Here is a 19,475-nt window from a genome sequence, read left to right as displayed (position 1 = left end):
GGGGCCGGTGCCGTTCAGGGGGCGAGACAGGCGGGTACGGCGCCCGCGGTGGGGGTGGCGGACTCCGCGACGGCGGCGGCCGTACGGCGTGCGACCTCGGCCGCGGGTGCCGTGTCCGCGTACGCCGTCGTGCTCCGCACCTTTCCGGGCTTTCCGGACCGGCTCATCCGGAGTCTTCCGGACCTTGGTATCCCCTGCTCCGCGCGGAGCCTGGGGAAGGGGGTTTCGTGGTTCGCATCCGAGTCCTGGTCGTGGACGACCACCGCATCTTCGCCGAGTCGCTGGCCGCCGCCCTGGCGGCCGAGCCCGACGTCGAGGTCTCCGCCGCCGGCAGCGGCCCGGCCGCGCTGCGCTGCCTGGAGCGCGCGGCCGGCGAGGGCCGCCGTTTCGACGTCCTCCTGGCCGACGCCGACCTGGGCGGCAATCTGCCCGGCGCCGGCCCGGCCGTGCCGGTGCGGGACGGTGATGCGGAGGGCCTGGTCGACGGGATCTCGCTCGTCGCCGGGGTCCGGGCCGCCCAGCCGCGGGTACGGGTCGTCGTGCTCGCCGAGAAGGACGACCCGCGCCGCGCGGCCCTCGCGTTGCAGGCGGGCGCCGCCGGCTGGGTCGCCAAGGACTGCTCGCTGTCCCGCCTGCTGACGGTGATACGCGGAGTGCTGCGCGACGAGACCCATCTGCCGCCGGCGCTGCTGACCGGTGTGCTCCGGGAGCTGACGGCCGCGCGCCGGCACCGCACCGAGAGCGAGCGGCTGGTGGAGTCCCTCACCCCCAGGGAGCGGGAGGTGCTGCGCTGCATGGTGGCCGGGCTCGGCCGCAAGGCCGTCGCCGAGCGGCTGTTCCTCTCCCCGCACACCGTCCGCACCCACATGCAGAACGTCCTCGGCAAACTCGGCGTCCACTCGACGCTGGCCGCGGTGGCGCTGGCCCGGCGGGCCGGGGTGGGGCCGGCCGAGCTATCCGGGGACGTTGTCGAACGGGGCGGTCAGCTGGCGTAGCAGGCCGGCGAGTTCGCCGCGCTGGGCGCGGGTCAGCTCGCCGAGGATCGCCCGCTCCTGCTCCAGCAGGCCGGCCAGCGCCTGGTCGGCGCGGTCCCGGCCCTCGTCGGTCAGCCGGACCAGCACGCCGCGCCGGTCACTGGGGTCGGGCAGCCGTTCCACGAGGCCCTTCTTGGCCAGCCGGTCGATACGGTTCGTCATCGTGCCCGAGGTGACCAGGGTCTGGGTGAGGAGCTGGCCGGGGGAGAGCTGGTACGGCGTCCCGGCGCGCCGCAGCGCGGTCAGCACGTCGAACTCCCAGGGCTCCAGCTGGTGCTCGGCGAAGGCGAGCCGGCGGGCGCGGTCGAGGTGCCGGGCGAGTCGGCTCACCCGGCTGAGTACTTCCAGCGGCTCCACGTCGAGGTCCGGACGCTCCCGGCGCCACGCTGCGACCAGCCGATCGACCTCGTCCTCCATGGAGATCAGTGTAGTGGTTGTGTCGACATGAAGTCTCTTGATGTCGAGTCTCTTGACGTTGAGATAAAAATCCCGGGAGAGTGGTCCCATGACGACGCCCGCCTGGGACCCCGCCCAGTACCTCCGCCACGCCGGCCACCGGACCCGCCCCTTCGCCGACCTCCTCGCCCGGATCCCGGACCCGCCGGCCGGCCGGCCGCGCATCGCCGACCTCGGCTGCGGCCCCGGCAACGTCACCACCCTGCTCGCCGGCCGCTGGCCCACCGCGCACATCACCGGCTACGACAACTCGCCCGCGATGCTCGACCGGGCCCACGTCGAACACGAGGGGCCCACCGCCCAGGGCGGCCGGATCGACTTCACCCACGCCGACGTACGCACGTGGACGCCCGGAGAGCCCTGCGACCTGATCGTCTCCAACGCCACCCTCCAGTGGGTGCCCGGACACGCCGACCGTTTCGCCGACTGGATCGCCGCCCTGAACCCCGGCGGCACCCTCGCCTTCCAGGTCCCCGACAACACCGACGCACCGCTGCACGCCCTGATGCGCGACCTCGCCGCCACGCCCCGCTGGCGGGCCCGCCTCGCCGGCGTCCTGCGCCGCCCGGACTCCGTCCACACCCCCGCCGCCTACCTGGACCGGCTGGCCCGCCTCGGCTGTGCCACCGACGTGTGGCAGACGACGTACCTCCACGTCCTCGCGGGCGAGGACCCGGTGCTCGACTGGGTCAAGGGCACCGGCCTGCGGCCCGCCCTCACCGTGCTCGCCGACGACCCCGGGGCGCGGGACGCGTTCCTCGCCGAGTACCGCGACCTGCTGCGCACGGCCTACCCGCGCACCCCGTACGGCACCGTCCTGCCGTTCCGGCGGCTGTTCGCCGTCGCCCGCAGGACGGCCTGAACGCGGACCCGGGCGCGTCAGGAGCGCCCCGGCCCGCGCAGGGTCAGCACTTGCGGTGGCCTATCAGCCGCGGCTTCTGCTCCAGCCCGTCCAGGCCGTGCCAGGCCAGGTTCACCAGATGCGCCGCCACCTCCGCCTTCTTCGGGCGGCGCACGTCCAGCCACCACTGGCCGGTCAGCGCGACCATGCCGACCAGCGCCTGCGCGTACAGCGGGGCGAGCTTCGGATCGAAGCCGCGGGACTTGAACTCGCGGCCGAGGATGTCCTCCACCTGCGTGGCGATGTCCGAGATCAGCGAGGCGAAGGAACCCGTGGACTGGGGAATGGGGGAGTCACGGACCAGGATGCGGAAACCGTCCGTGTACTCCTCGATGTAGTCCAGCAGCGCGAAGGCCGCCTGTTCGCACAGCTCACGCGGATGACCGGCGGTGAGCGAGCTGGTCACCATGTCCAGCAGGCGGCGCATCTCGCGGTCGACCACCACCGCGTACAGGCCCTCCTTGCCGCCGAAGTGCTCGTACACCACCGGCTTGGACACCCCGGCCTTCGCCGCGATCTCCTCCACGGACGTGCCCTCGAAGCCCTTGGCCGCGAAGAGGGTGCGACCGATCTCCAGCAACTGCTGGCGGCGCTCCGCACCGGTCATACGGGTCCGGCGGGTCCGCCGCTGCTTGTCGTTGCCCGGATCACCCGGATTGCTGCTGGAGTCGGTCGCCACGGCGTCAATCATGCCGCCTCGGCGGTCTCCCTCCGGCGCCGGGAACCGCCCTCCCCGGTGTCACGGCGGGAATCGATACGCGAGCGTGACGGCCAGCGCACGTCGTACGCCCAGCCGAGCCGCTCGAAGATGCGGATGAAACGGGCCGACGAGTCGATCTGGCCGCGCATCACCCCGTGCCGCGCCGACGTGGGGTCGGCGTGGTGCAGGTTGTGCCAGGACTCACCGCAGGACAGCACCGCCAGCCACCACACGTTGCCCGACCGGTCCCGCGACTTGAACGGCCGCTTGCCGACCGCGTGGCAGATCGAGTTGATCGACCACGTCACATGGTGCAGCAGCGCCACGCGCACGAGTGACCCCCAGAAGAACGCGGTGGCCGCGCCCCACCAGGACTGCGTCACCAGACCACCGATCAGCGGCGGCAGCCCGAGGGACACCAGGGTCCACAGGATGAACTGGCGGGAGATCATCCGGATGGCCCTGTCCTTGATGAGATCCGGCGCGTACTTCTCCTGCGACGTCCGCTCCTCGTCGAACATCCAGCCGATGTGGGCCCACCACAGCCCCTTCAGCAAAGCCGGCAGCGTCTCACCGAACCGCCACGGCGAATGCGGGTCGCCCTCGGCGTCGGAGAACTTGTGGTGCCTGCGGTGGTCGGCCACCCAGCGCACCACCGGGCCCTCCACCGCCATCGATCCCGCGATCGCCAGCGCGATGCGCAACGGCCGCCGGGCCTTGAACGAGCCGTGGGTGAAGTACCGGTGGAAACCGATGGTGATGCCGTGGCATCCGAGGAAGTAGAAGAAGACCAGCAGACCCAGGTCGAGCCAGCTCACCCCCCGGCCCCAGGCCAGCGGCACGGCCGCGACCAGTGCCACGAACGGCACGACGATGAACACGAGCAGCGCGATCTGTTCGATCGAACGCTTCTGCTCACCGCCCAGCGTGGCGGGGGGAGAGGGCGTGTCGGTGGCCTTGCGGGCTTCTTCGATCACATCGGAACGTGAGGTCATGCGGTCCCCTGTGGGGTCGAGGGTCAAGACAGGCAGGCGCGGACCGCCGGGACCGGGTGGACTCGCCGCCATTCCCTACGGTTCCGTAACCTACGGCGTCGTAAGTATGGCAGTGTGCCGCGCCGCGGCAAGAGCCCCGGCCCCTGCGCGTCCGCGCGGACACCTATCCTTGGAAGCGGTCGGACAGCGCGGTCCGCTGACGTTTCCTTCCCGGACGCTCCGGCCCGTAGTGCGGCGCCCGCCGCCTGGTAGCCGGCCGGGTTCCCCGCCAGACGAGCTTCAACACTGCAAGGAGCCGCACCTGTGAGCAGTGCCGACGACCAGACCACCACGACCAGCACCGAACTGCGCGCCGACATCCGCCGCCTGGGTGATCTCCTGGGAGAGACCCTCGTCCGGCAGGAGGGCCCCGAACTCCTCGAGCTGGTCGAGAAGGTGCGCCGCCTCACCAGGGAGGACGGCGAAGCCGCCGCCGAACTGCTGCGCGGCACGGAACTGGAGACCGCGGCCAAGCTGGTCCGCGCCTTCTCCACCTACTTCCACCTGGCCAACATCACCGAACAGGTGCACCGCGGCCGGGAACTGCGGGCCAGGCGCGCCGCCGAGGGCGGCCTGCTCGCCCGCACCGCCGACCGGCTGAAGGACGCCGACCCCGAACACCTGCGCGAGGCCGTGCAGCACCTCAACGTCCGCCCGGTGTTCACCGCCCACCCCACCGAGGCCGCGCGCCGCTCCGTCCTCAACAAGCTCCGGCGCGTCGCCGCGCTCCTGGACACCCCCGTCCTCGACTCCGACCGCCGCCGCCACGACATCCGCCTCGCCGAGAACATCGACCTGGTGTGGCAGACGGACGAGCTGCGCGTCGTACGGCCCGAACCCGCCGACGAGGCCCGCAACGCCATCTACTACCTCGACGAACTGCACGCCGACGCCGTCGGCGACGTCCTGGAGGACCTCACCGCCGAACTCGAACGCGTCGGCGTCAGGCTCCCCGACGACACCCGCCCCCTCACCTTCGGCACCTGGATCGGCGGCGACCGCGACGGCAACCCCAACGTCACCCCCCAGGTGACCTGGGACGTCCTCATCCTCCAGCACGAACACGGCATCAACGACGCCCTCGCCACCATCGACGAGCTGCGCGGCCTGCTCTCCAACTCCATCCGCTACGCCGGAGCCACCGAGGAACTGCTGGACTCGCTCGGCACCGACCTGGAACTGCTCCCCGAGATCAGCCCCCGCTACAAGCGACTCAACGCCGAGGAGCCCTACCGGCTCAAGGCCACCTGCATCCGGCAGAAGCTGGAGAACACCAAGCAGCGCCTCGCCAAGGGCACCCCGCACGAGCCGGGCCGCGACTACCTCGGCACCGGCGAACTCCTCGCCGACCTGCGGATCATCCAGACGTCCCTGCGCGAGCACCGCGGCGGCCTGTTCGCCGACGGCCGCCTCGCCCGCACCATCCGCACCCTGGCCGCCTTCGGCCTCCAGCTCGCCACCATGGACGTCCGCGAACACGCCGACGCCCACCACCACGCCCTCGGCCAGCTCTTCGACCGGCTCGGCGAGGAGTCCTGGCGCTACGCCGACATGCCCCGCGACTACCGCGGCAAGCTCCTGGCGAAGGAACTGCGCTCCCGCCGCCCCCTGGCACCGACCCCGGCACCCGTGGACGCGGCCGGCGAGAAGACCCTCGGCGTCTTCCGCACCGTCAGGAAGGCCCTGGAGGTCTTCGGCCCCGAGGTCATCGAGTCCTACATCATCTCCATGTGCCAGGGCGCCGACGACGTCTTCGCCGCCGCCGTCCTCGCCCGCGAGGCCGGCCTCCTCGACCTGCACGCCGGCTGGGCCAAGATCGGCATCGTGCCGCTCCTGGAGACCACCGACGAGCTGCGCGCCGCCGACACCATCCTCGAGGACATGCTCTCCGACCCGTCCTACCGGCGCCTGGTCGCGCTGCGCGGCGACGTCCAGGAGGTCATGCTCGGCTACTCCGACTCCTCCAAGTTCGGCGGCATCACCACCAGCCAGTGGGAGATCCACCGCGCCCAGCGCCGCCTGCGCGACGTCGCCCACCGCTACGGCGTCCGGCTGCGCCTCTTCCACGGCCGCGGCGGCACCGTCGGCCGCGGCGGCGGCCCCTCCCACGACGCCATCCTCGCCCAGCCCTGGGGCACCCTGGAGGGCGAGATCAAGGTCACCGAGCAGGGCGAGGTCATCTCCGACAAGTACCTCATCCCCTCCTTGGCCCGCGAGAACCTGGAACTGACCGTCGCGGCCACCCTCCAGGCCTCCGCCCTGCACACCGCGCCCCGCCAGTCCGACGAGGCCCTCGCCCGCTGGGACGCCGCCATGGACGTCGTCTCCGACGCCGCCCACGGCGCCTACCGCCGCCTGGTGGAGGACCCCGACCTGCCGGCGTACTTCTTCGCCTCCACCCCCGTCGACCAGCTCGCCGATCTGCACCTGGGCTCCCGGCCCTCCCGCCGGCCCGACTCCGGCGCCGGCCTCGACGGCCTGCGCGCCATCCCGTGGGTGTTCGGCTGGACCCAGTCCCGGCAGATCGTCCCCGGCTGGTTCGGCGTCGGCTCCGGCCTCAAGGCCCTGCGCGAAGCCGGCCTGGACACCGTCCTGGACGAGATGCACCAGCAGTGGCACTTCTTCCGCAACTTCGTCTCCAACGTCGAGATGACCCTCGCCAAGACCGACCTGCGGATCGCCCAGCACTACGTCGACACCCTGGTCCCCGACGAGCTGCGGCACGTCTTCGACACCATCAGGGCCGAGCACGAGCTGACGGTCCGCGAGGTCCTGCGGGTCACCGGCGAGACCGAGCTGCTCGAGGCCCACCCGGTCCTCAAGCAGACCTTCACCATCCGCGACGCCTACCTCGACCCGATCTCCTACCTCCAGGTCACCCTGCTCAAGCGGCAGCGCGACGCCGCCGCGGCCGGGGCCAACCCCGACCCGCTGCTCTCCCGCGCCCTGCTCCTCACCGTCAACGGCGTGGCGGCCGGCCTGCGCAACACCGGCTGACAGCCCCCCGGCACAAGGATGCCCCCGAGGCCGCGAGGCCCCGGGGGCATCCCCCTGTCCGACGTCAGCGCGTGCGCCGCAGGCGGGGGCTTCACGTCACCGCGACGCTCGGACGCCGCCGTCGGCAGCCCCGTCCCGCACAGCCCCGGCACCCACGCCGCCCGGTCCAGCCGATCCCGCCGCCCGCCACCACCACCGAAGGCCGGCAGCAGCGCTTCCGCCCGGCGGCACCCAGGCGTACGAGACCCCCGCCGGCCCGCAGGCGCACCGCGTCGTGCCAGGACGCGCACGACACCCAGGACCCCCACGCGGCCTCAGGAGTTGTACGTGCTCTGCGCCCGCTCCAGCCCCTCGATCACCAGGGCCTCCACCGCGTCCGCCGCACGGTCCACGAAATAGCCCAGCTCCTTGCGCTCCCCCGAGGAGAAGTCCTTCAGCACGAAGTCCGCGACCTGCATACGCCCCGGCGGCCGGCCGATCCCGAACCGCACCCGGTGATAGCCCGGCCCCATGGCCTTCGTCATCGACTTCAGACCGTTGTGCCCGTTGTCGCCGCCGCCCAGCTTCAGCCGCAGCGTGCCGTAGTCGATGTCCAGCTCGTCATGGACCGCCACGATGTTCGCCGGCGGCACCTTGTAGAAGTCCTTCAGCGCGTTCACCGGGCCGCCGGACAGGTTCATGTACGACATCGGCTTCGCCAGGACCACCCGGCGGTTCGCCGGCCCCACCGGACCGATCCGCCCCTCCAGGACCTGCGCCTGCGCCTTGCCCGCCCGCTTGAACTTCCCCCCGATCCGCTCCGCGAGCAGGTCGGCCACCATGAAACCGACGTTGTGGCGGTTCATGGCGTACTCCGGCCCGGGATTACCGAGCCCGACGATGAGCCAGGGCTCGCTGGCGGGAGTGGTCACGTCCATCTCTCCTCGATACACGCCAGCCGCCGCTCCCGGAGAAGGAAGCGGCGGCTGACCGGTTGACGACGACGGCGAGGATCAGGCCTCGGCCGCCTCCCCGCCCTCGGACTCGCCCGCGGACTCCTCGGCCTGCGCGGCCAGGACCTGGAGGACGACCGTGTCACCGTCGACGGCCAGCGTGGTGCCGGACGGGAGCGGGATGTCCTTGGCGAGGATGGAGGAACCGGCCTCCAGGCCCTCGACGGAGACGGTGACCGACTCGGGGATGTGCGTGGCCTCGGTCTCCACCGGCAGGGTGTTCAGCACGTGCTCCAGCAGGTTGCCGCCCGGGGCCAGTTCGCCCTCGGTGTGCACGTAGATCTCGACGTTGACCTTCTCGCCCCGCTTCACCAGCTGGAGGTCGACGTGCTCCAGGAAGCCCTTCAGCGCGTCACGCTGCACGGCCTTCGGGATCGCCAGCTCGTTGGACTTGCCGTCGATGTCCAGCGAGATCAGGACGTTCGCCGTACGCAGCGCCAGCGCCAGCTCGTGACCCGGGAGGGTCAGGTGCAGCGGGTCGGAACCGTGGCCGTACAGCACACCGGGAACCTTGTTGTCACGACGGATACGACGGGCGGCACCCTTGCCGAACTCGGTGCGGGTCTCGGCGGCGAGCTTGACCTCGGACATGCGGATCACTCCTCGTAGAACTAGGAACGGACGTGGTCACCCGGCCACGAACGGCCTGCTACGAAGAGCGCGTCGATAACGGACCACCGTGTTCGCGGAAACGGACACGGCCTCCCTCGCCGAGCAACTCGTGCAGTTTACTCGGAAAGGGAGGCCGCACCCAAAAGGATCAACGGCTAACGCCGGCGACGACCGCGCAGAAACCTCACTGCTCGTCGAAGAGGCTGGTCACCGAGCCGTCCTCGAACACCTCACGCACCGCGCTCGCGATCGTCGTGGCGATCGACAGCACCGTGATCTTGTCCAGATCCACCGCCAGCTCACCCGGCGTCGGCAGCGTGTCCGTGAACACGAACTCACTCACCCGCGAGTTCTTCAGCCGGTCCGCCGCCGGACCCGACAGCACACCGTGCGTCGCCGTCACGATGACGTCCTCCGCACCGTGCGCGAACAGCGCGTCCGCCGCCGCACAGATCGTCCCACCCGTGTCGATCATGTCGTCGACCAGGACACACACCCGGCCCTCGACCTCACCCACGACCTCGTGGACGGTCACCTGGTTCGCCACGTCCTTGTCACGCCGCTTGTGCACGATCGCCAGCGGCGCACCGAGCCGGTCGCACCACCGGTCCGCCACCCGCACCCGGCCCGCGTCCGGCGAGACCACCGTCAGCTTGTTCCGGTCGACCTTGCGGCCCACGTAGTCCGCCAGCAGCGGCAGCGCGAACAGGTGATCCACCGGACCGTCGAAGAAGCCCTGGATCTGATCCGTGTGCAGATCCACGGTCAGGAGCCGGTGGGCACCCGCCGTCTTCATCAGATCGGCGATCAGACGCGCCGAGATCGGTTCACGGCCCCGGTGCTTCTTGTCCTGCCGCGCGTAACCGTAGAACGGCACGATCACCGTGATGGAACGAGCCGACGCGCGCTTCAGCGCGTCGATCATGATCAGCTGCTCCATGATCCACTTGTTGATCGGAGCCGTGTGGCTCTGGATCAGGAAGCAGTCCGCACCACGAGCCGAGTCCTGGTAGCGGACGTAGATCTCACCGTTCGCGAAGTCGAAGGCCTTCGTCGGGACGACCCCGACACCCAGCTGCTGGGCGACCTCCTCGGCAAGCTCGGGGTGGGCGCGGCCGGAGAAGAACATCAACTTCTTCTCGCCGGTCGTCTTGATCCCGGTCACAGCACTGTCTCCTCAGAGGTTGTCTCAGCCAACCGGCTGCTCTTCGACCTCTCGGCTGGGCGTGAGAGGCCGTATCAGCTGGTAAGGGTGTGGGCGCACGCGTGCGGATGTGCACTTATCACGGTACGCCGTGTTCGAGGCACCCGTTCGCGCTCAGTCCTCGCCCTCACCCCGCCGGGACGCCGCCTCGGCCGCCTTCGCCGCCGCACTCCCCGGACGCTTCCGCGCCACCCAGCCCTCGATATTCCGCTGCTGGCCACGGGCCACGGCCAGCGAACCCGGCGGCACATCCTTCGTGATCACCGACCCGGCAGCGGTGTAAGCACCGTCCCCGACCGTGACAGGAGCCACAAACATGTTGTCCGAACCCGTCCGGCAGTGCGACCCGACCGTCGTGTGGTGCTTGTCCTGACCGTCGTAGTTCACGAACACACTCGCCGCCCCGATGTTCGTGTACTCACCGATCGTCGCGTCCCCCACGTACGACAGATGCGGAACCTTCGTCCCCTCACCGATCGACGCGTTCTTCGTCTCCACGTACGTCCCGATCTTGCCCTTCGCACCCAGCCGCGTCCCCGGACGCAGATACGCGTACGGCCCCACGACCGCCCGCGCACCGATCCGCGCCCCCTCGGCCACCGAGTTGTCCAGCCGCGCCCCCGCACCCACCAGCGTGTCCTTCAGCCGGCTGTTCGGCCCGACCTCGCACCCCTCACCGAGATGCGTCGACCCGGCCAGCTGCGTCCCCGGATGCACGACGACGTCCCGCTCGAAGGACACCGTCACATCCACCCACGTGGTCGCCGGATCCACCACCGTCACCCCGTCCAGCATCGCCCGCGTCAGCAACCGGTCGTTCAGGATCCGCCGCGCCTGCGCCAGCTGCACCCGGTTGTTGATCCCGGCGATCTCACGGTGATCACCGGCCACCGACGCCCCCACCCGGTGCCCGGCCTCCCGCAGGATCCCCAGCACGTCCGTGAGGTACTCCTCACCCTGGCTGTTGTCCGTCCGCACCTTCTTCAACGCGTCCGCCAGCAACGGCCCGTCGAACGCGAACACCCCGCTGTTGATCTCCCGGATCGCCCGCTGCTCCCCGGTCGCGTCCTTGTGCTCCACGATCGCGGTGACCGCTCCCGTCGCCCCGTCACGCACGATCCGGCCGTACCCGGTGGCGTCCGGCACCTCGGCCGTCAGCACGGTCACCGCGTTGCCGTCCGCCCGGTGCGTCTCCGCGAGCCGCCGCAGCGTGTCCCCGGTGAGCAGCGGGGTGTCCCCGCACACGACGACGACCGTGCCGTCCACGGTCCCGCCCAGCTCCTCCAGGCCCATCCGTACGGCGTGTCCGGTGCCGTTCTGCTCCGCCTGCACGGCCGTGCGCACATCCGGGTCGATCTCCGTCAGATGCGCGGTGACCCGCTCCCGGGCGTGGCCCACCACGACGACCAGGTTCTGCGGGTCCAACTCACGAGCGGAGGCCAGCACATGGCCGACCAGGGAGCGGCCGCAGAGCTGGTGGAGGACCTTGGGTGTGGCCGACTTCATACGGGTGCCCTCACCCGCGGCGAGAACGACGACGGCGGCCGGGCGGATGGCGCTCACGGGGTTGCCCTTCGGCTCTGGATGGGTGGGGGTGACAGCCGCAGGATACCGGGGCGGGTTGGTCGGGAAATGAGTGCGGGCCCTGACGGTGAGGTCAGGGCCCGGTCGTGCGTGGCTCCCCTGCCAGGACTCGAACCTGGAACAAATCATCCAAAGTGACCCGTGTTGCCGATTACACCACAGGGGAGTGTGTAAGCCTCCTGAACGGACATTCGGTCAGTCCGTGGAGGCCGCGGCACCTACTATGCCGCACCACCAGCCCTCGATGCGACGGTACAAGTCGGCACCCTTCAGGACTTTGATCACGAGACAGCCGCGGTAGCCGTCACCGGTGTTCTTGCGGACCGTCCTGGGGTTGTGCTTCTTGAGGGTGGTCTTGTTGAAGGCGGAGGCATCGGCGCCGACGAGGTCCGCCCAGTATCGTTCGGCCCCGGCCACGTCGGCGTTCTCATGGATTGTCACCGTATAGCGGATGCGGTCGCGCTCCACTCCGACGAGGCGCAGCCAGGCGAGGAACACCTTGATGATGCCGGGGTCGCTGTTGACGAAGACGACGCACTCCCGGCGGTCGTAGGGCTTGTCCTTGCCGCCCTCGGCCCAGTAGAGGCCGACGCCGATCAGGAACAGCTCCCGGTCGGAGAGTTCGCCGACGGCTGCCGCGGCCCGCTGCTTGGTCGCCGCGCGTTCGCGGTCCTGCGCCGCCCGCATGGCCGCGAGACCCTCGTTCATCAGGGCTCGCTGCTCCTCGGGGGTGTAGCGCGGCTCCGGCTTCGGCAGGTCCCGTACCCACAGCGAGACCGAGCTCCGCGAGCATCCCAGCTCCGCCTGGATCCGGTCGTACGTCCAGCCTTCGCGTCGTAACTCCCGCGCCCTCTCCCGCAGGTCGTCCTTCGCGTTCGGGCGCCGCGTCCATTCCGGCGGCGGTTCCCCCTTCACCAGCTGGTTGAGGGTGTCGTTGTTGAAGACCTTCAGCTCGTCCCGGATCTGCCGGAGGCTGTGACCCGCCCGTCGCAGGGCGACCGCCCGCTGCCGCAGGGACGCGAAGTCGGTGGGTGTGTCGGGTGTCGGTGCCATGCGCATACCGTCCGGGTGGAATGTCGGATTCCGAGGGTGGACGGGGCTGGTTCACCAGTTCGGGGGATAGGGGTGGGTTTCGAGGCCGTTCGGTTACGGGGTGTGGTGTGTGGAGGTAGGGGAAACTCACCGGAAAAGCCGCACCTGCCGCCCGTAGGCTGGGACGCATGACCATGACGGGGGAAGACCACGCCAGGGCTCTGACCGGCCCCTGGTGGTGGGCCAGGTGGCGCAGTGCGGTGCTCGACGGGAGTGTCGCGCTGGTGTCCGCCGTGGAGTGCGGTGCGGAGGGGATCCCGTTCGCCCGGGACGCGGGTGTCCCGGTGTGGGTGGGGGTCGTGTTCGGGGTGATCGCCGGGTCGGTGCTGTTGCTGCGGCGGAAGTGGCCGATCGCGGTGGTGCTGGTGGCGATCGCGATCACGCCGGCGCAGATGGGCTTCCTGCTGGGGGTCGTGGGCCTGTACACGCTCGCCGCGTGCGAGCTGCCGCGGCGGGTCCTCGCCGCGCTGGCGGGGATGTCGCTGCTGGGGACGGCGGTGGTGACGTTCGTGCGGGTGCGGCAGGACATGGCGCGGGGTGATCTGACGCTCGGTGACTGGTTCCTGCCGTTCGCGGCGGTGACGACGGCGCTGGGTCTGACGGCTCCGCCGCTGCTGCTGGGTCTGTACGTGGGGGCGCGGCGGCGGTTGATGGAGAGTCTGCGGGAGCGGGCGGATTCGCTGGAGCGGGAGTTGCAGCTGCTCGCGGAGCGGGCGGAGGAGCGGGCCGAGTGGGCGCGCAACGAGGAGCGGACGCGGATCGCGCGGGAGATGCATGACGTGGTCGCGCACCGGGTGAGTCTGATGGTGGTGCACGCGGCGGCGCTTCAGGCGGTGGCGCGGAAGGATCCGGAGAAGGCGGTGCGGAATGCGGCGCTGGTGGGGGACATGGGGCGGCAGGCGCTGACCGAGCTGCGGGAGATGCTCGGGGTGCTGCGGGCGGGGGACGGTGTGGGCCGGCGGGCCGCTTCGGCGTCGTCGCTGGCGGCGGTGGGGGAGGCGGCCGCGGCGGCGGCTTCGCGGGTGGCCGAGGCGGAGGGGTCGATGGAGGGTCCCTGGTTGTCGGAGCTGGAGGAGCTGGTGGGGCAGTCGGCCGCCGCGGGGATGGTGGTGGATCTGTCGGTGCAGGGGGAGGCGCGGTCGTACGCGGCGGAGGTGGAGCAGACGGCGTACCGGGTGGTGCAGGAGGCGCTGACGAACGTCCACAAGCACGCGGCGGGCGCGAAGACGTACGTGCGGCTGGCGCACCGGGTGTCGGAGATCGCGATGCAGGTGGAGAACGAGCCGCCGCCGGAGCCCGCGTCGGCGTCGGCGGGGCTGCCGTCGGGCGGGAACGGGCTGGTGGGGATGCGGGAGCGGGTCGCGGCGCTGGGCGGGGTGTTCGTGTCGGGGCCGACGGACGGGGGCGGGTTCCGGGTGTCGGCGGTGATTCCGGCGGTGTAGGGCGGCCCGCCGCCGGCGGTGTGCGGTGCGGCGGGTGCCGGCCGTGATGCCGGTGGTGCGGGGCGGGCTCGGTGTTCAGCCGGCGGTGAGGCGTACGGGCGGGATGCCGGTGATGAGGGTGGTCAGGGCGTGGTCGATGTCGGGGCCGAGGTACCAGTCGCCGGTGTGGTCGACGGTGTAGACGCGGCCTTCGCTGTCGATGGCGAGGACGGCGGCGGTGTCGGTCTCCTCGCCGAGGGGGCTCAGCGCGGTGCCGAGGGCGCGGCCGAGGTCGCCGAGGGTGCGGGCGAGGTGGAGGCCGTGCAGGGGGTCGAGTCGGAGGGCGGCGGGGGCGATCTGGCGGCCGGGGCCGGTGGGGCTGATGTCGAGTCCGCCGAACTCGGCCCAGGCCTCGACGGCTGCGGGGAAGACGGCGTGCCGGTGGCCTGCGGGTGAGGTGTGTGCGCGCAGGGTGTCGGCCCAGATCTCGGCCTGCCTTATGTCCCAGCGTCCGGGGTGCCAGCCGGCGGCGCGCAGGGCGGCGTCGACGGGCACGGAGAAGCGTGTGGAGGACCCTGCCGGGGTGCGGGGGGCCGGGGGCTGGGGGGTGGAGGCGCGGTCGGGGTGCATCTGCCCTTGGTTCGTCGTGCTCGCGGGGTCGTGCTCGTGCGGCGAGTTGGCGGCGGTTCTGGCGGCGGGTTCTGTCGTGGCCGGGGTGGCCGGGGTGGCCGGCCGTCGGTCGTGCGGGGCGGGGTGGTCAGCCGTCGGCCGGGGTGGGGTCGACGATGCGGACGCCGAAGTGGGCGCTGAGGGCGGTGCAGGCGCGGCAGGGGGCGGCGAAGCTGCCGTGGAGGGGGTCGCCGTCCTCTCGTATACGGCGGGCGGTGAGCTTGGCCTGTCTGAGGGCCTTGCGGGCCTCGCCGTTGGTCATGGGTCTGCGGGCGGCGCGTTTGCTGCGGGCGGCGTCGGCGGTGGCCAGGTGCCGCGAGATGAGGATGGTCTCGGCGCAGCGGCCGGTGAAGCGGTCGCGCTGGGCGCTGGTGAGGGTGTCGAGGAAGTCCTGGACCAAGGGGTGCAGGGCGGCGGGCCGGTCGCTGCGGGTGGCGGTGCCGGTGAGGGTGGCGCCGCGGACGGAGAGGGCGGCGGCGACGGTGGGCAGGATGCCGTCGCGGCGGTGCCGGAGGGTGGGGGTGGGGGGTGTGCCGGTGCCGCTCCAGCCGATGCGGGGGTCGCCGGCGCGTACGTCGGTACTCCCGGTCTGCAACGCGTTCATGATCGTTCTACCTCCCCTGGCGTCCCCCTGGAGGACACAGGGTGCCAAATGCCGTGGCTCATGGGGAAGCTGGGGCGGCGCGACACGCCCGTGGGGGGGCGTGCGGTGACGGTGGGTTGACGGCCGGTCACGGATGCGGGGCAGGCGGTGAGGTGCGCGGGGTGCGAGGGTGGGGGCGGGGATGCGGTGGGCCGGTGACCGTGGTGGGCGCACCGCATAGGCTGTCGCCGTCCGCGATCGACACCGCCGTTCAGGCGCCACAGACAACGCCGCAGGGGGCAACCGCCATGACGACAGGTCGGCTCGGGCTGGGGGCTCCGCCCAGCCGCCAGGCCGGGGGACGAGTCGCGCCGCCGAACGCGGCCTACGCCGGGCAGGTCGTGCACTTCCCGGACCCGGTGCGGGCGGCGCGTCACCCGAGAGGAGTACGGGTCGACGAGCGCGGCTATCCGGATTTCTCGCCGTACGCGCGCGTGGCGGTGGAGATCGCCGAGCCGCCGCAGGGGTTCGGGGTGGACGAGCTGCGGCTGACGGACTACGTGTCGGCGAATGCCGCGCTGGCGGCGCAGGGCCACGCGTTGTGGGACACGGTGCCGGCTGTGGCGACGCCGCACGGCTGGACGTGGCATCACGTGGCGGGCACGCGGCGCCTGGAGCTGATCCCGGTCGAGGTGAAGGCGTTGCTGCGGCACCACGGTGGGGTGGCGACGGCGCCGGTGGACCACGGCAAGCGGGGGACGCGGCCGTTGCAGGAGGTGCGGCCGGCGCACTTCCGCCTGCCGAAGTCGGGTGTGGCGGTGCCGGAGGCGCAGGTGCAGGGGCTGGAGGAGGACCTGGGCTACCGGCTCCCCGGCGCGTACCGCTCGTTCCTGAAGGCGGCGGGCGGTTGCGCGCCCGTCGGCGCGGCGCTGGACCCCGAGCTGGGGCTGCTGCTGGACCAGCCGTTCTTCACGGTGCGGGACGAGGCCGCGGTCAACGACCTGGCGTACGTGAACAAGTGCCTGCGGGATCATCTGACGAAGGACTACCTCGGTGTCGTCTTCGTGCAGGGCGGTCTGCTCGCGGTGAAGGTGAAGGGCGAGCGGGCCGGTTCGGTGTGGTTCTGCGCGTACGACGATGTGCGGGACGTGGATCCGTCGTGGTCGCCGGCGGAGCGGGTGGAGCGCCTGCTGCTGCCGTGCGGTGACGACTTCGACGCCTTCCTGTCCCGGCTGGCCGGCCAGCCGCCGGAGCTGGAGACGGTGGCGGACCTGATGGTCGACGGCGGTTTCGCGCGTGCCGTCCCGGTGTCTTCCGGTCCGGCGTCGCCGGGTCCGGCGGGGGAGTGAGCTGACGACGATGGTGACGTACGCGCAGGCGCAGGAGCGCGCCGAGGAGTGGGTCAACGGCGACGTGCCGGCGTACCAGCACCGTGAGGTGCGGGTGCGGGAGTTCGAGCTGGGTTTCGTGGTGTGGGGTGAGGACCGGCCGGAGGGGCCGCGCTCGGACGCGGGCGGTCAGCGGCTGGTCATCGCCCGGGACAGCGGGGAGGCGACGCTGTGGCCCGCCCTGCCGGTGGGTGAGGTGATCCGCCGGTACGAGGAGGAGTACGGCCGCTCCGACGGGCCGGAGGACGCGGTGCCGGCGGCTGCCGCCCGGGTGGACCTGAACCAGACGTCGTTCCTGCTGACTCCGCCGGAGTGGTTGCAGGAGGCGGCGGACAAGCTGGGCGTGGGATCTGGCTCCGGTGCGGATGCGGATGCGGATGCGGGTACCGCGGGTTCGGCTCCGGGGCCGGCTTCCGCCTCGGTGGTCTCCGACGGGGCGCCGGGTGCGGTGTCCTCCGGTGGGGGCGCGTCGGCGCGGACGCAGGCCGGGGTGCCCGGGCCGGTGGACGTGCCCGCGGGGGCCACGCCCTGGGCCGGTACCGACACGAACGCGGACGCCGGTGAGGACGACCGTTCCGTGCCGTTGCCCGCGACGGTGTTCGCGCCGCCGCTGAGCGACCGGGACGCCCCGCCGCGCCCGCCGATGGCCGCGCCGGACGCGCCGACGGCGCTGATGTCGGGCGGTAGCCAACTGCCGCCGACGGCGGTCGCACCGGCGCTCGGCGCGTCGATGGCGCCGGGCGCGCAGGACGTTCCGCCGGGCGCCCTCGCGGACGCGTCCCCGGACGGCGCCACGCCGGGCGGCCCGCGGGGCAGCACGCCCCCGCCGGCGCCGGCGCCGGCGGCCCCGGGCACGCCCCCCGCGCCTCCCACGGTGCCCGGCGCGCCGGGCGGGCCGTCGTACGGCTACCCGCAGGGCGCCGGTCCGCAGGACGCCGCGGGGTACGGCTACCCGCTGGCGCCCGCCGGGCCGGGCGCGCCGGGGCGGCAGCTCGCGCCGAACGCCGGGGACATCGCGGACGCCGCGACGAGCAAGGCGGCGCCGCCGCCGAAGAAGGCGCGCGGTGGAGTGGGAGCACCTCCGCCGCCGCCGGGCGTTCCCGGTCTGCCGGGCGCACGCCCGGGGAACACGGCGACGCCGCCCGCGGGCGGGTATGTGCCGACCCAGCTCGTCTCGGCGCTCGGGCCGCAGGGACCCGGGGGGCCGGAGGGGCTCGCCGAGGCCGAGGGGCGGGGCGGCGCGGGCGCGCCGAACGCTCCGGGCGCCCCCCGTCCGCCTGTCGTGCCCCCGGGCGCTCCGGGCGGTACGCCTCCGGGTGGTGTCCACCACGCGGCGACGATGCTGGCCGACCCCGGCCAGCCGGGTGGGGCCGGCACACCCCGGCCTCCGGGCGGCCCCGCGTTCCCCGGCTCCCCCGGTGCGCCTCAGCCTCCGGGCGCTCCCGGTGGGGCTCACGGTGCCATGCACCATGCCGAGACCGTGCTGTCCGCTCCGCCGCCGTCCGGCCCCGGCATGCCCCCGCCGCCCGGCCCCGGCGTGCCCCCGCCGCCCGCCCCGGGCATGTCCCCGCACGCTCAGGGAGCCCCGCCGATGCCGCCGGGTGCGATGCCCCCGCCCGGTGCGATGCCGCCGCCCGGTGGGCCGTTGCCGGCGCAGGCCGGGGCGTACGGGTATCCGCAGCAGGGGCTGCCGACGGTCGGCCCCGGCTATCAGGCGGTGCTGCGCTACCGCGCGCAGGACGGTTCGGAGCAGCAGCTGATCCGGCGTTCGGCGCCGGGTACGCCGCACCCGGAATGGCAGATCTTCCATGAGCTGCGGGCGATGAACGTACCCCCGGACCAGGTGCTGGAGCTGCACACGGAGCTGGAGTCGTGCGAGCTGCCGGGTGCCTACTGCTCCCGGATGATCCGGGAGCAGTGGCCGCAGGCGCGGATCGCGAGCATCGCGCCGTACGGAACGGACCACGCGAGCCGGCAGCAGGGCATGCGGCAGCTGCTGGCGCATCAGGGCGAGTTGCATCAGGTGGCGGACGGTCCCGCGCGGCCGGCGCCGGTGCGGGCGCCGCTGCCGCCGGTGCAGGCCGTGCCGCCCGTACCGCCGGAGGCGATCGCGCAGGAGCTGGCCGCGGCGTTCGGGCCGGGGGTCTTCCGGTTCGAGCAGCAGGCCGTCTCCCGGCAGGGTGTGCCGCCGGTCGTGGCGCACACGCTGGTGGTGGCGGGGCTGCCGCTGGACATGGGTCCGTTCTTCTGGGCGCAGGCGCAGCCGGGCCGTCCGGTGCCGACGCTGGCGGAGCTGGCGGCGGAGCACGGGGTGCGGCCGGCCGCGGACGCGGGCTCGTACCTCGTCATGGGCACCGACTTCGGCAAGGCGGTCTGTGTGCAGTACGGGACGGCGAACATCGTGGCCGTTCCCGTGGAGGCGGGACCGGGCGGGGCGCCGGTGCCGCCGCAGTTCGTGAACACCGGGCTGCCGGAGTTCGTCCGCTGCCTGGCCCTGCTGGGCCGGATGTGGCGGCTGCGGTACGGGCTGAACCAGGAGCAGGCGGGCCGCTGGACCGTCGACTTCCAGGCGCAGCTCGCGGCCCTGGACCCGGCGGCGCTCGGGTCGCCGGAGAGCTGGTGGTCGGTGCTGCTGGAGCAGATGTGGGACGGCTTGCTGTAACGGGCACCGGCCGGGTGTGCCCTCGTGCCCTTCACGCGCGCGCGTGAAGGGCACGAGGCGTTTTCCGGGGACGTGGGCTGCTGTCGGTGCGGTGTGGGTGACACCGGCCGTGACGTGACTGCGGAGTGTCGCGTTATGAACACTTA

Annotated in this window: 17 protein-coding genes and 1 tRNA gene; 6 read left to right on the top strand and 12 right to left on the bottom strand. The window is 72.4% G+C overall.

Annotated elements, in window-relative coordinates; translation table 11 throughout:
• Positions 1 to 14: 14 nt before the first annotated feature.
• Entirely contained in the window at positions 15 to 167 is a 153-nt protein-coding gene (locus ACGFT1_RS21490; RefSeq protein ID WP_373910547.1) for a hypothetical protein, read from the bottom strand.
• Positions 168 to 227: 60 nt separating this feature from the next.
• On the opposite strand from ACGFT1_RS21490, the gene ACGFT1_RS21485 reads away from it, so the two are divergent.
• Entirely contained in the window at positions 228 to 995 is a 768-nt protein-coding gene (locus tag ACGFT1_RS21485; RefSeq protein ID WP_373910546.1) for a LuxR C-terminal-related transcriptional regulator, read from the top strand.
• Here ACGFT1_RS21485 and tamR read toward each other — a convergent pair.
• Positions 954 to 1,451 carry a MarR family transcriptional regulator TamR gene (gene tamR, locus ACGFT1_RS21480; protein WP_356817578.1) on the bottom strand — a complete coding sequence of 166 codons (498 nt, stop codon included), beginning with the start codon at positions 1,449 to 1,451 and terminating at the stop codon, positions 954 to 956. The two genes, ACGFT1_RS21485 and tamR, sit on opposite strands and share 42 nt — an antisense overlap.
• Positions 1,452 to 1,539: 88 nt before the next feature.
• On the opposite strand from tamR, the gene ACGFT1_RS21475 reads away from it, so the two are divergent.
• Complete coding sequence (locus tag ACGFT1_RS21475; protein ID WP_373910545.1) at positions 1,540 to 2,352, top strand: trans-aconitate 2-methyltransferase; 813 nt, start codon at positions 1,540 to 1,542, stop codon at positions 2,350 to 2,352.
• A 43-nt stretch (positions 2,353 to 2,395) separates the two neighbouring features.
• Here ACGFT1_RS21475 and ACGFT1_RS21470 read toward each other — a convergent pair whose 3' ends face one another.
• The gene (locus tag ACGFT1_RS21470; protein WP_373910544.1) at positions 2,396 to 3,082 is read right to left on the bottom strand and encodes a TetR family transcriptional regulator; all 687 of its coding nucleotides are present in this window, start codon (positions 3,080 to 3,082) and stop codon (positions 2,396 to 2,398) included.
• On the bottom strand, positions 3,079 to 4,086 hold the full coding sequence (locus ACGFT1_RS21465) for an acyl-CoA desaturase (RefSeq protein ID WP_373910543.1): 1,008 nt from the start codon (positions 4,084 to 4,086) through the stop codon (positions 3,079 to 3,081). Before ACGFT1_RS21465 ends, ACGFT1_RS21470 begins: the two co-directional genes overlap by 4 nt.
• Positions 4,087 to 4,389: 303 nt before the next feature.
• On the opposite strand from ACGFT1_RS21465, the gene ppc reads away from it, so the two are divergent.
• The gene (gene ppc / locus ACGFT1_RS21460; RefSeq protein WP_373910542.1) at positions 4,390 to 7,122 is read left to right on the top strand and encodes a phosphoenolpyruvate carboxylase; all 2,733 of its coding nucleotides are present in this window, start codon (positions 4,390 to 4,392) and stop codon (positions 7,120 to 7,122) included.
• A 314-nt stretch (positions 7,123 to 7,436) separates the two neighbouring features.
• On the opposite strand, the gene pth is transcribed toward ppc, so the two are convergent.
• From pth to ACGFT1_RS21430, 6 genes are all read right to left on the bottom strand, one after another.
• Positions 7,437 to 8,039 carry an aminoacyl-tRNA hydrolase gene (pth, locus tag ACGFT1_RS21455; RefSeq protein ID WP_373910541.1) on the bottom strand — a complete coding sequence of 201 codons (603 nt, stop codon included), beginning with the start codon at positions 8,037 to 8,039 and terminating at the stop codon, positions 7,437 to 7,439.
• A gap of 75 nt (positions 8,040 to 8,114) precedes the next feature.
• Entirely contained in the window at positions 8,115 to 8,705 is a 591-nt protein-coding gene (locus ACGFT1_RS21450) for a 50S ribosomal protein L25/general stress protein Ctc (protein WP_373910540.1), read from the bottom strand.
• Positions 8,706 to 8,910: 205 nt separating this feature from the next.
• Positions 8,911 to 9,891: a ribose-phosphate diphosphokinase gene (locus tag ACGFT1_RS21445; protein ID WP_373910539.1), complete on the bottom strand. Its 981-nt coding sequence runs from the start codon at positions 9,889 to 9,891 to the stop codon at positions 8,911 to 8,913.
• A gap of 153 nt (positions 9,892 to 10,044) precedes the next feature.
• Positions 10,045 to 11,493, bottom strand: a complete 1,449-nt coding sequence (gene glmU / locus ACGFT1_RS21440) for a bifunctional UDP-N-acetylglucosamine diphosphorylase/glucosamine-1-phosphate N-acetyltransferase GlmU (protein ID WP_373910538.1) — start codon at positions 11,491 to 11,493, stop codon at positions 10,045 to 10,047.
• Positions 11,494 to 11,605: 112 nt separating this feature from the next.
• A tRNA-Gln gene (locus ACGFT1_RS21435) sits at positions 11,606 to 11,680 on the bottom strand.
• 29 nt (positions 11,681 to 11,709) lie between these two features.
• A complete protein-coding gene (locus ACGFT1_RS21430; RefSeq protein ID WP_373910537.1) occupies positions 11,710 to 12,573 on the bottom strand; it encodes a helix-turn-helix domain-containing protein in 864 nt (287 codons plus the stop codon).
• A gap of 161 nt (positions 12,574 to 12,734) precedes the next feature.
• Here ACGFT1_RS21430 and ACGFT1_RS21425 point away from each other — a divergent pair, with 161 nt between their 5' ends.
• Entirely contained in the window at positions 12,735 to 14,048 is a 1,314-nt protein-coding gene (locus ACGFT1_RS21425; protein WP_373910536.1) for a sensor histidine kinase, read from the top strand.
• Between the two features lie 75 nt (positions 14,049 to 14,123).
• Here the strand turns inward: ACGFT1_RS21425 and ACGFT1_RS21420 are convergent, their stop codons facing one another.
• Positions 14,124 to 14,657, bottom strand: a complete 534-nt coding sequence (locus ACGFT1_RS21420) for an SUKH-3 domain-containing protein (protein ID WP_373910535.1) — start codon at positions 14,655 to 14,657, stop codon at positions 14,124 to 14,126.
• A 127-nt stretch (positions 14,658 to 14,784) separates the two neighbouring features.
• A complete protein-coding gene (locus tag ACGFT1_RS21415) occupies positions 14,785 to 15,300 on the bottom strand; it encodes a YwqJ-related putative deaminase (protein WP_373910534.1) in 516 nt (171 codons plus the stop codon).
• Between the two features lie 287 nt (positions 15,301 to 15,587).
• On the opposite strand from ACGFT1_RS21415, the gene ACGFT1_RS21410 reads away from it, so the two are divergent.
• Both ACGFT1_RS21410 and ACGFT1_RS21405 read left to right on the top strand, forming a co-directional pair.
• Complete coding sequence (locus ACGFT1_RS21410) at positions 15,588 to 16,628, top strand: SMI1/KNR4 family protein (protein WP_373910533.1); 1,041 nt, start codon at positions 15,588 to 15,590, stop codon at positions 16,626 to 16,628.
• Positions 16,629 to 16,638: 10 nt separating this feature from the next.
• A complete protein-coding gene (locus ACGFT1_RS21405) occupies positions 16,639 to 19,329 on the top strand; it encodes an SUKH-4 family immunity protein (RefSeq protein WP_373910532.1) in 2,691 nt (896 codons plus the stop codon).
• Positions 19,330 to 19,475 lie beyond the last annotated feature (146 nt).

The sequence above is a fragment of the Streptomyces sp. Y20 genome (assembly GCF_043195475.1).
GTDB lineage: Bacteria > Actinomycetota > Actinomycetes > Streptomycetales > Streptomycetaceae > Streptomyces.
This window is presented reverse-complemented; position numbering and strand designations above follow the sequence as displayed.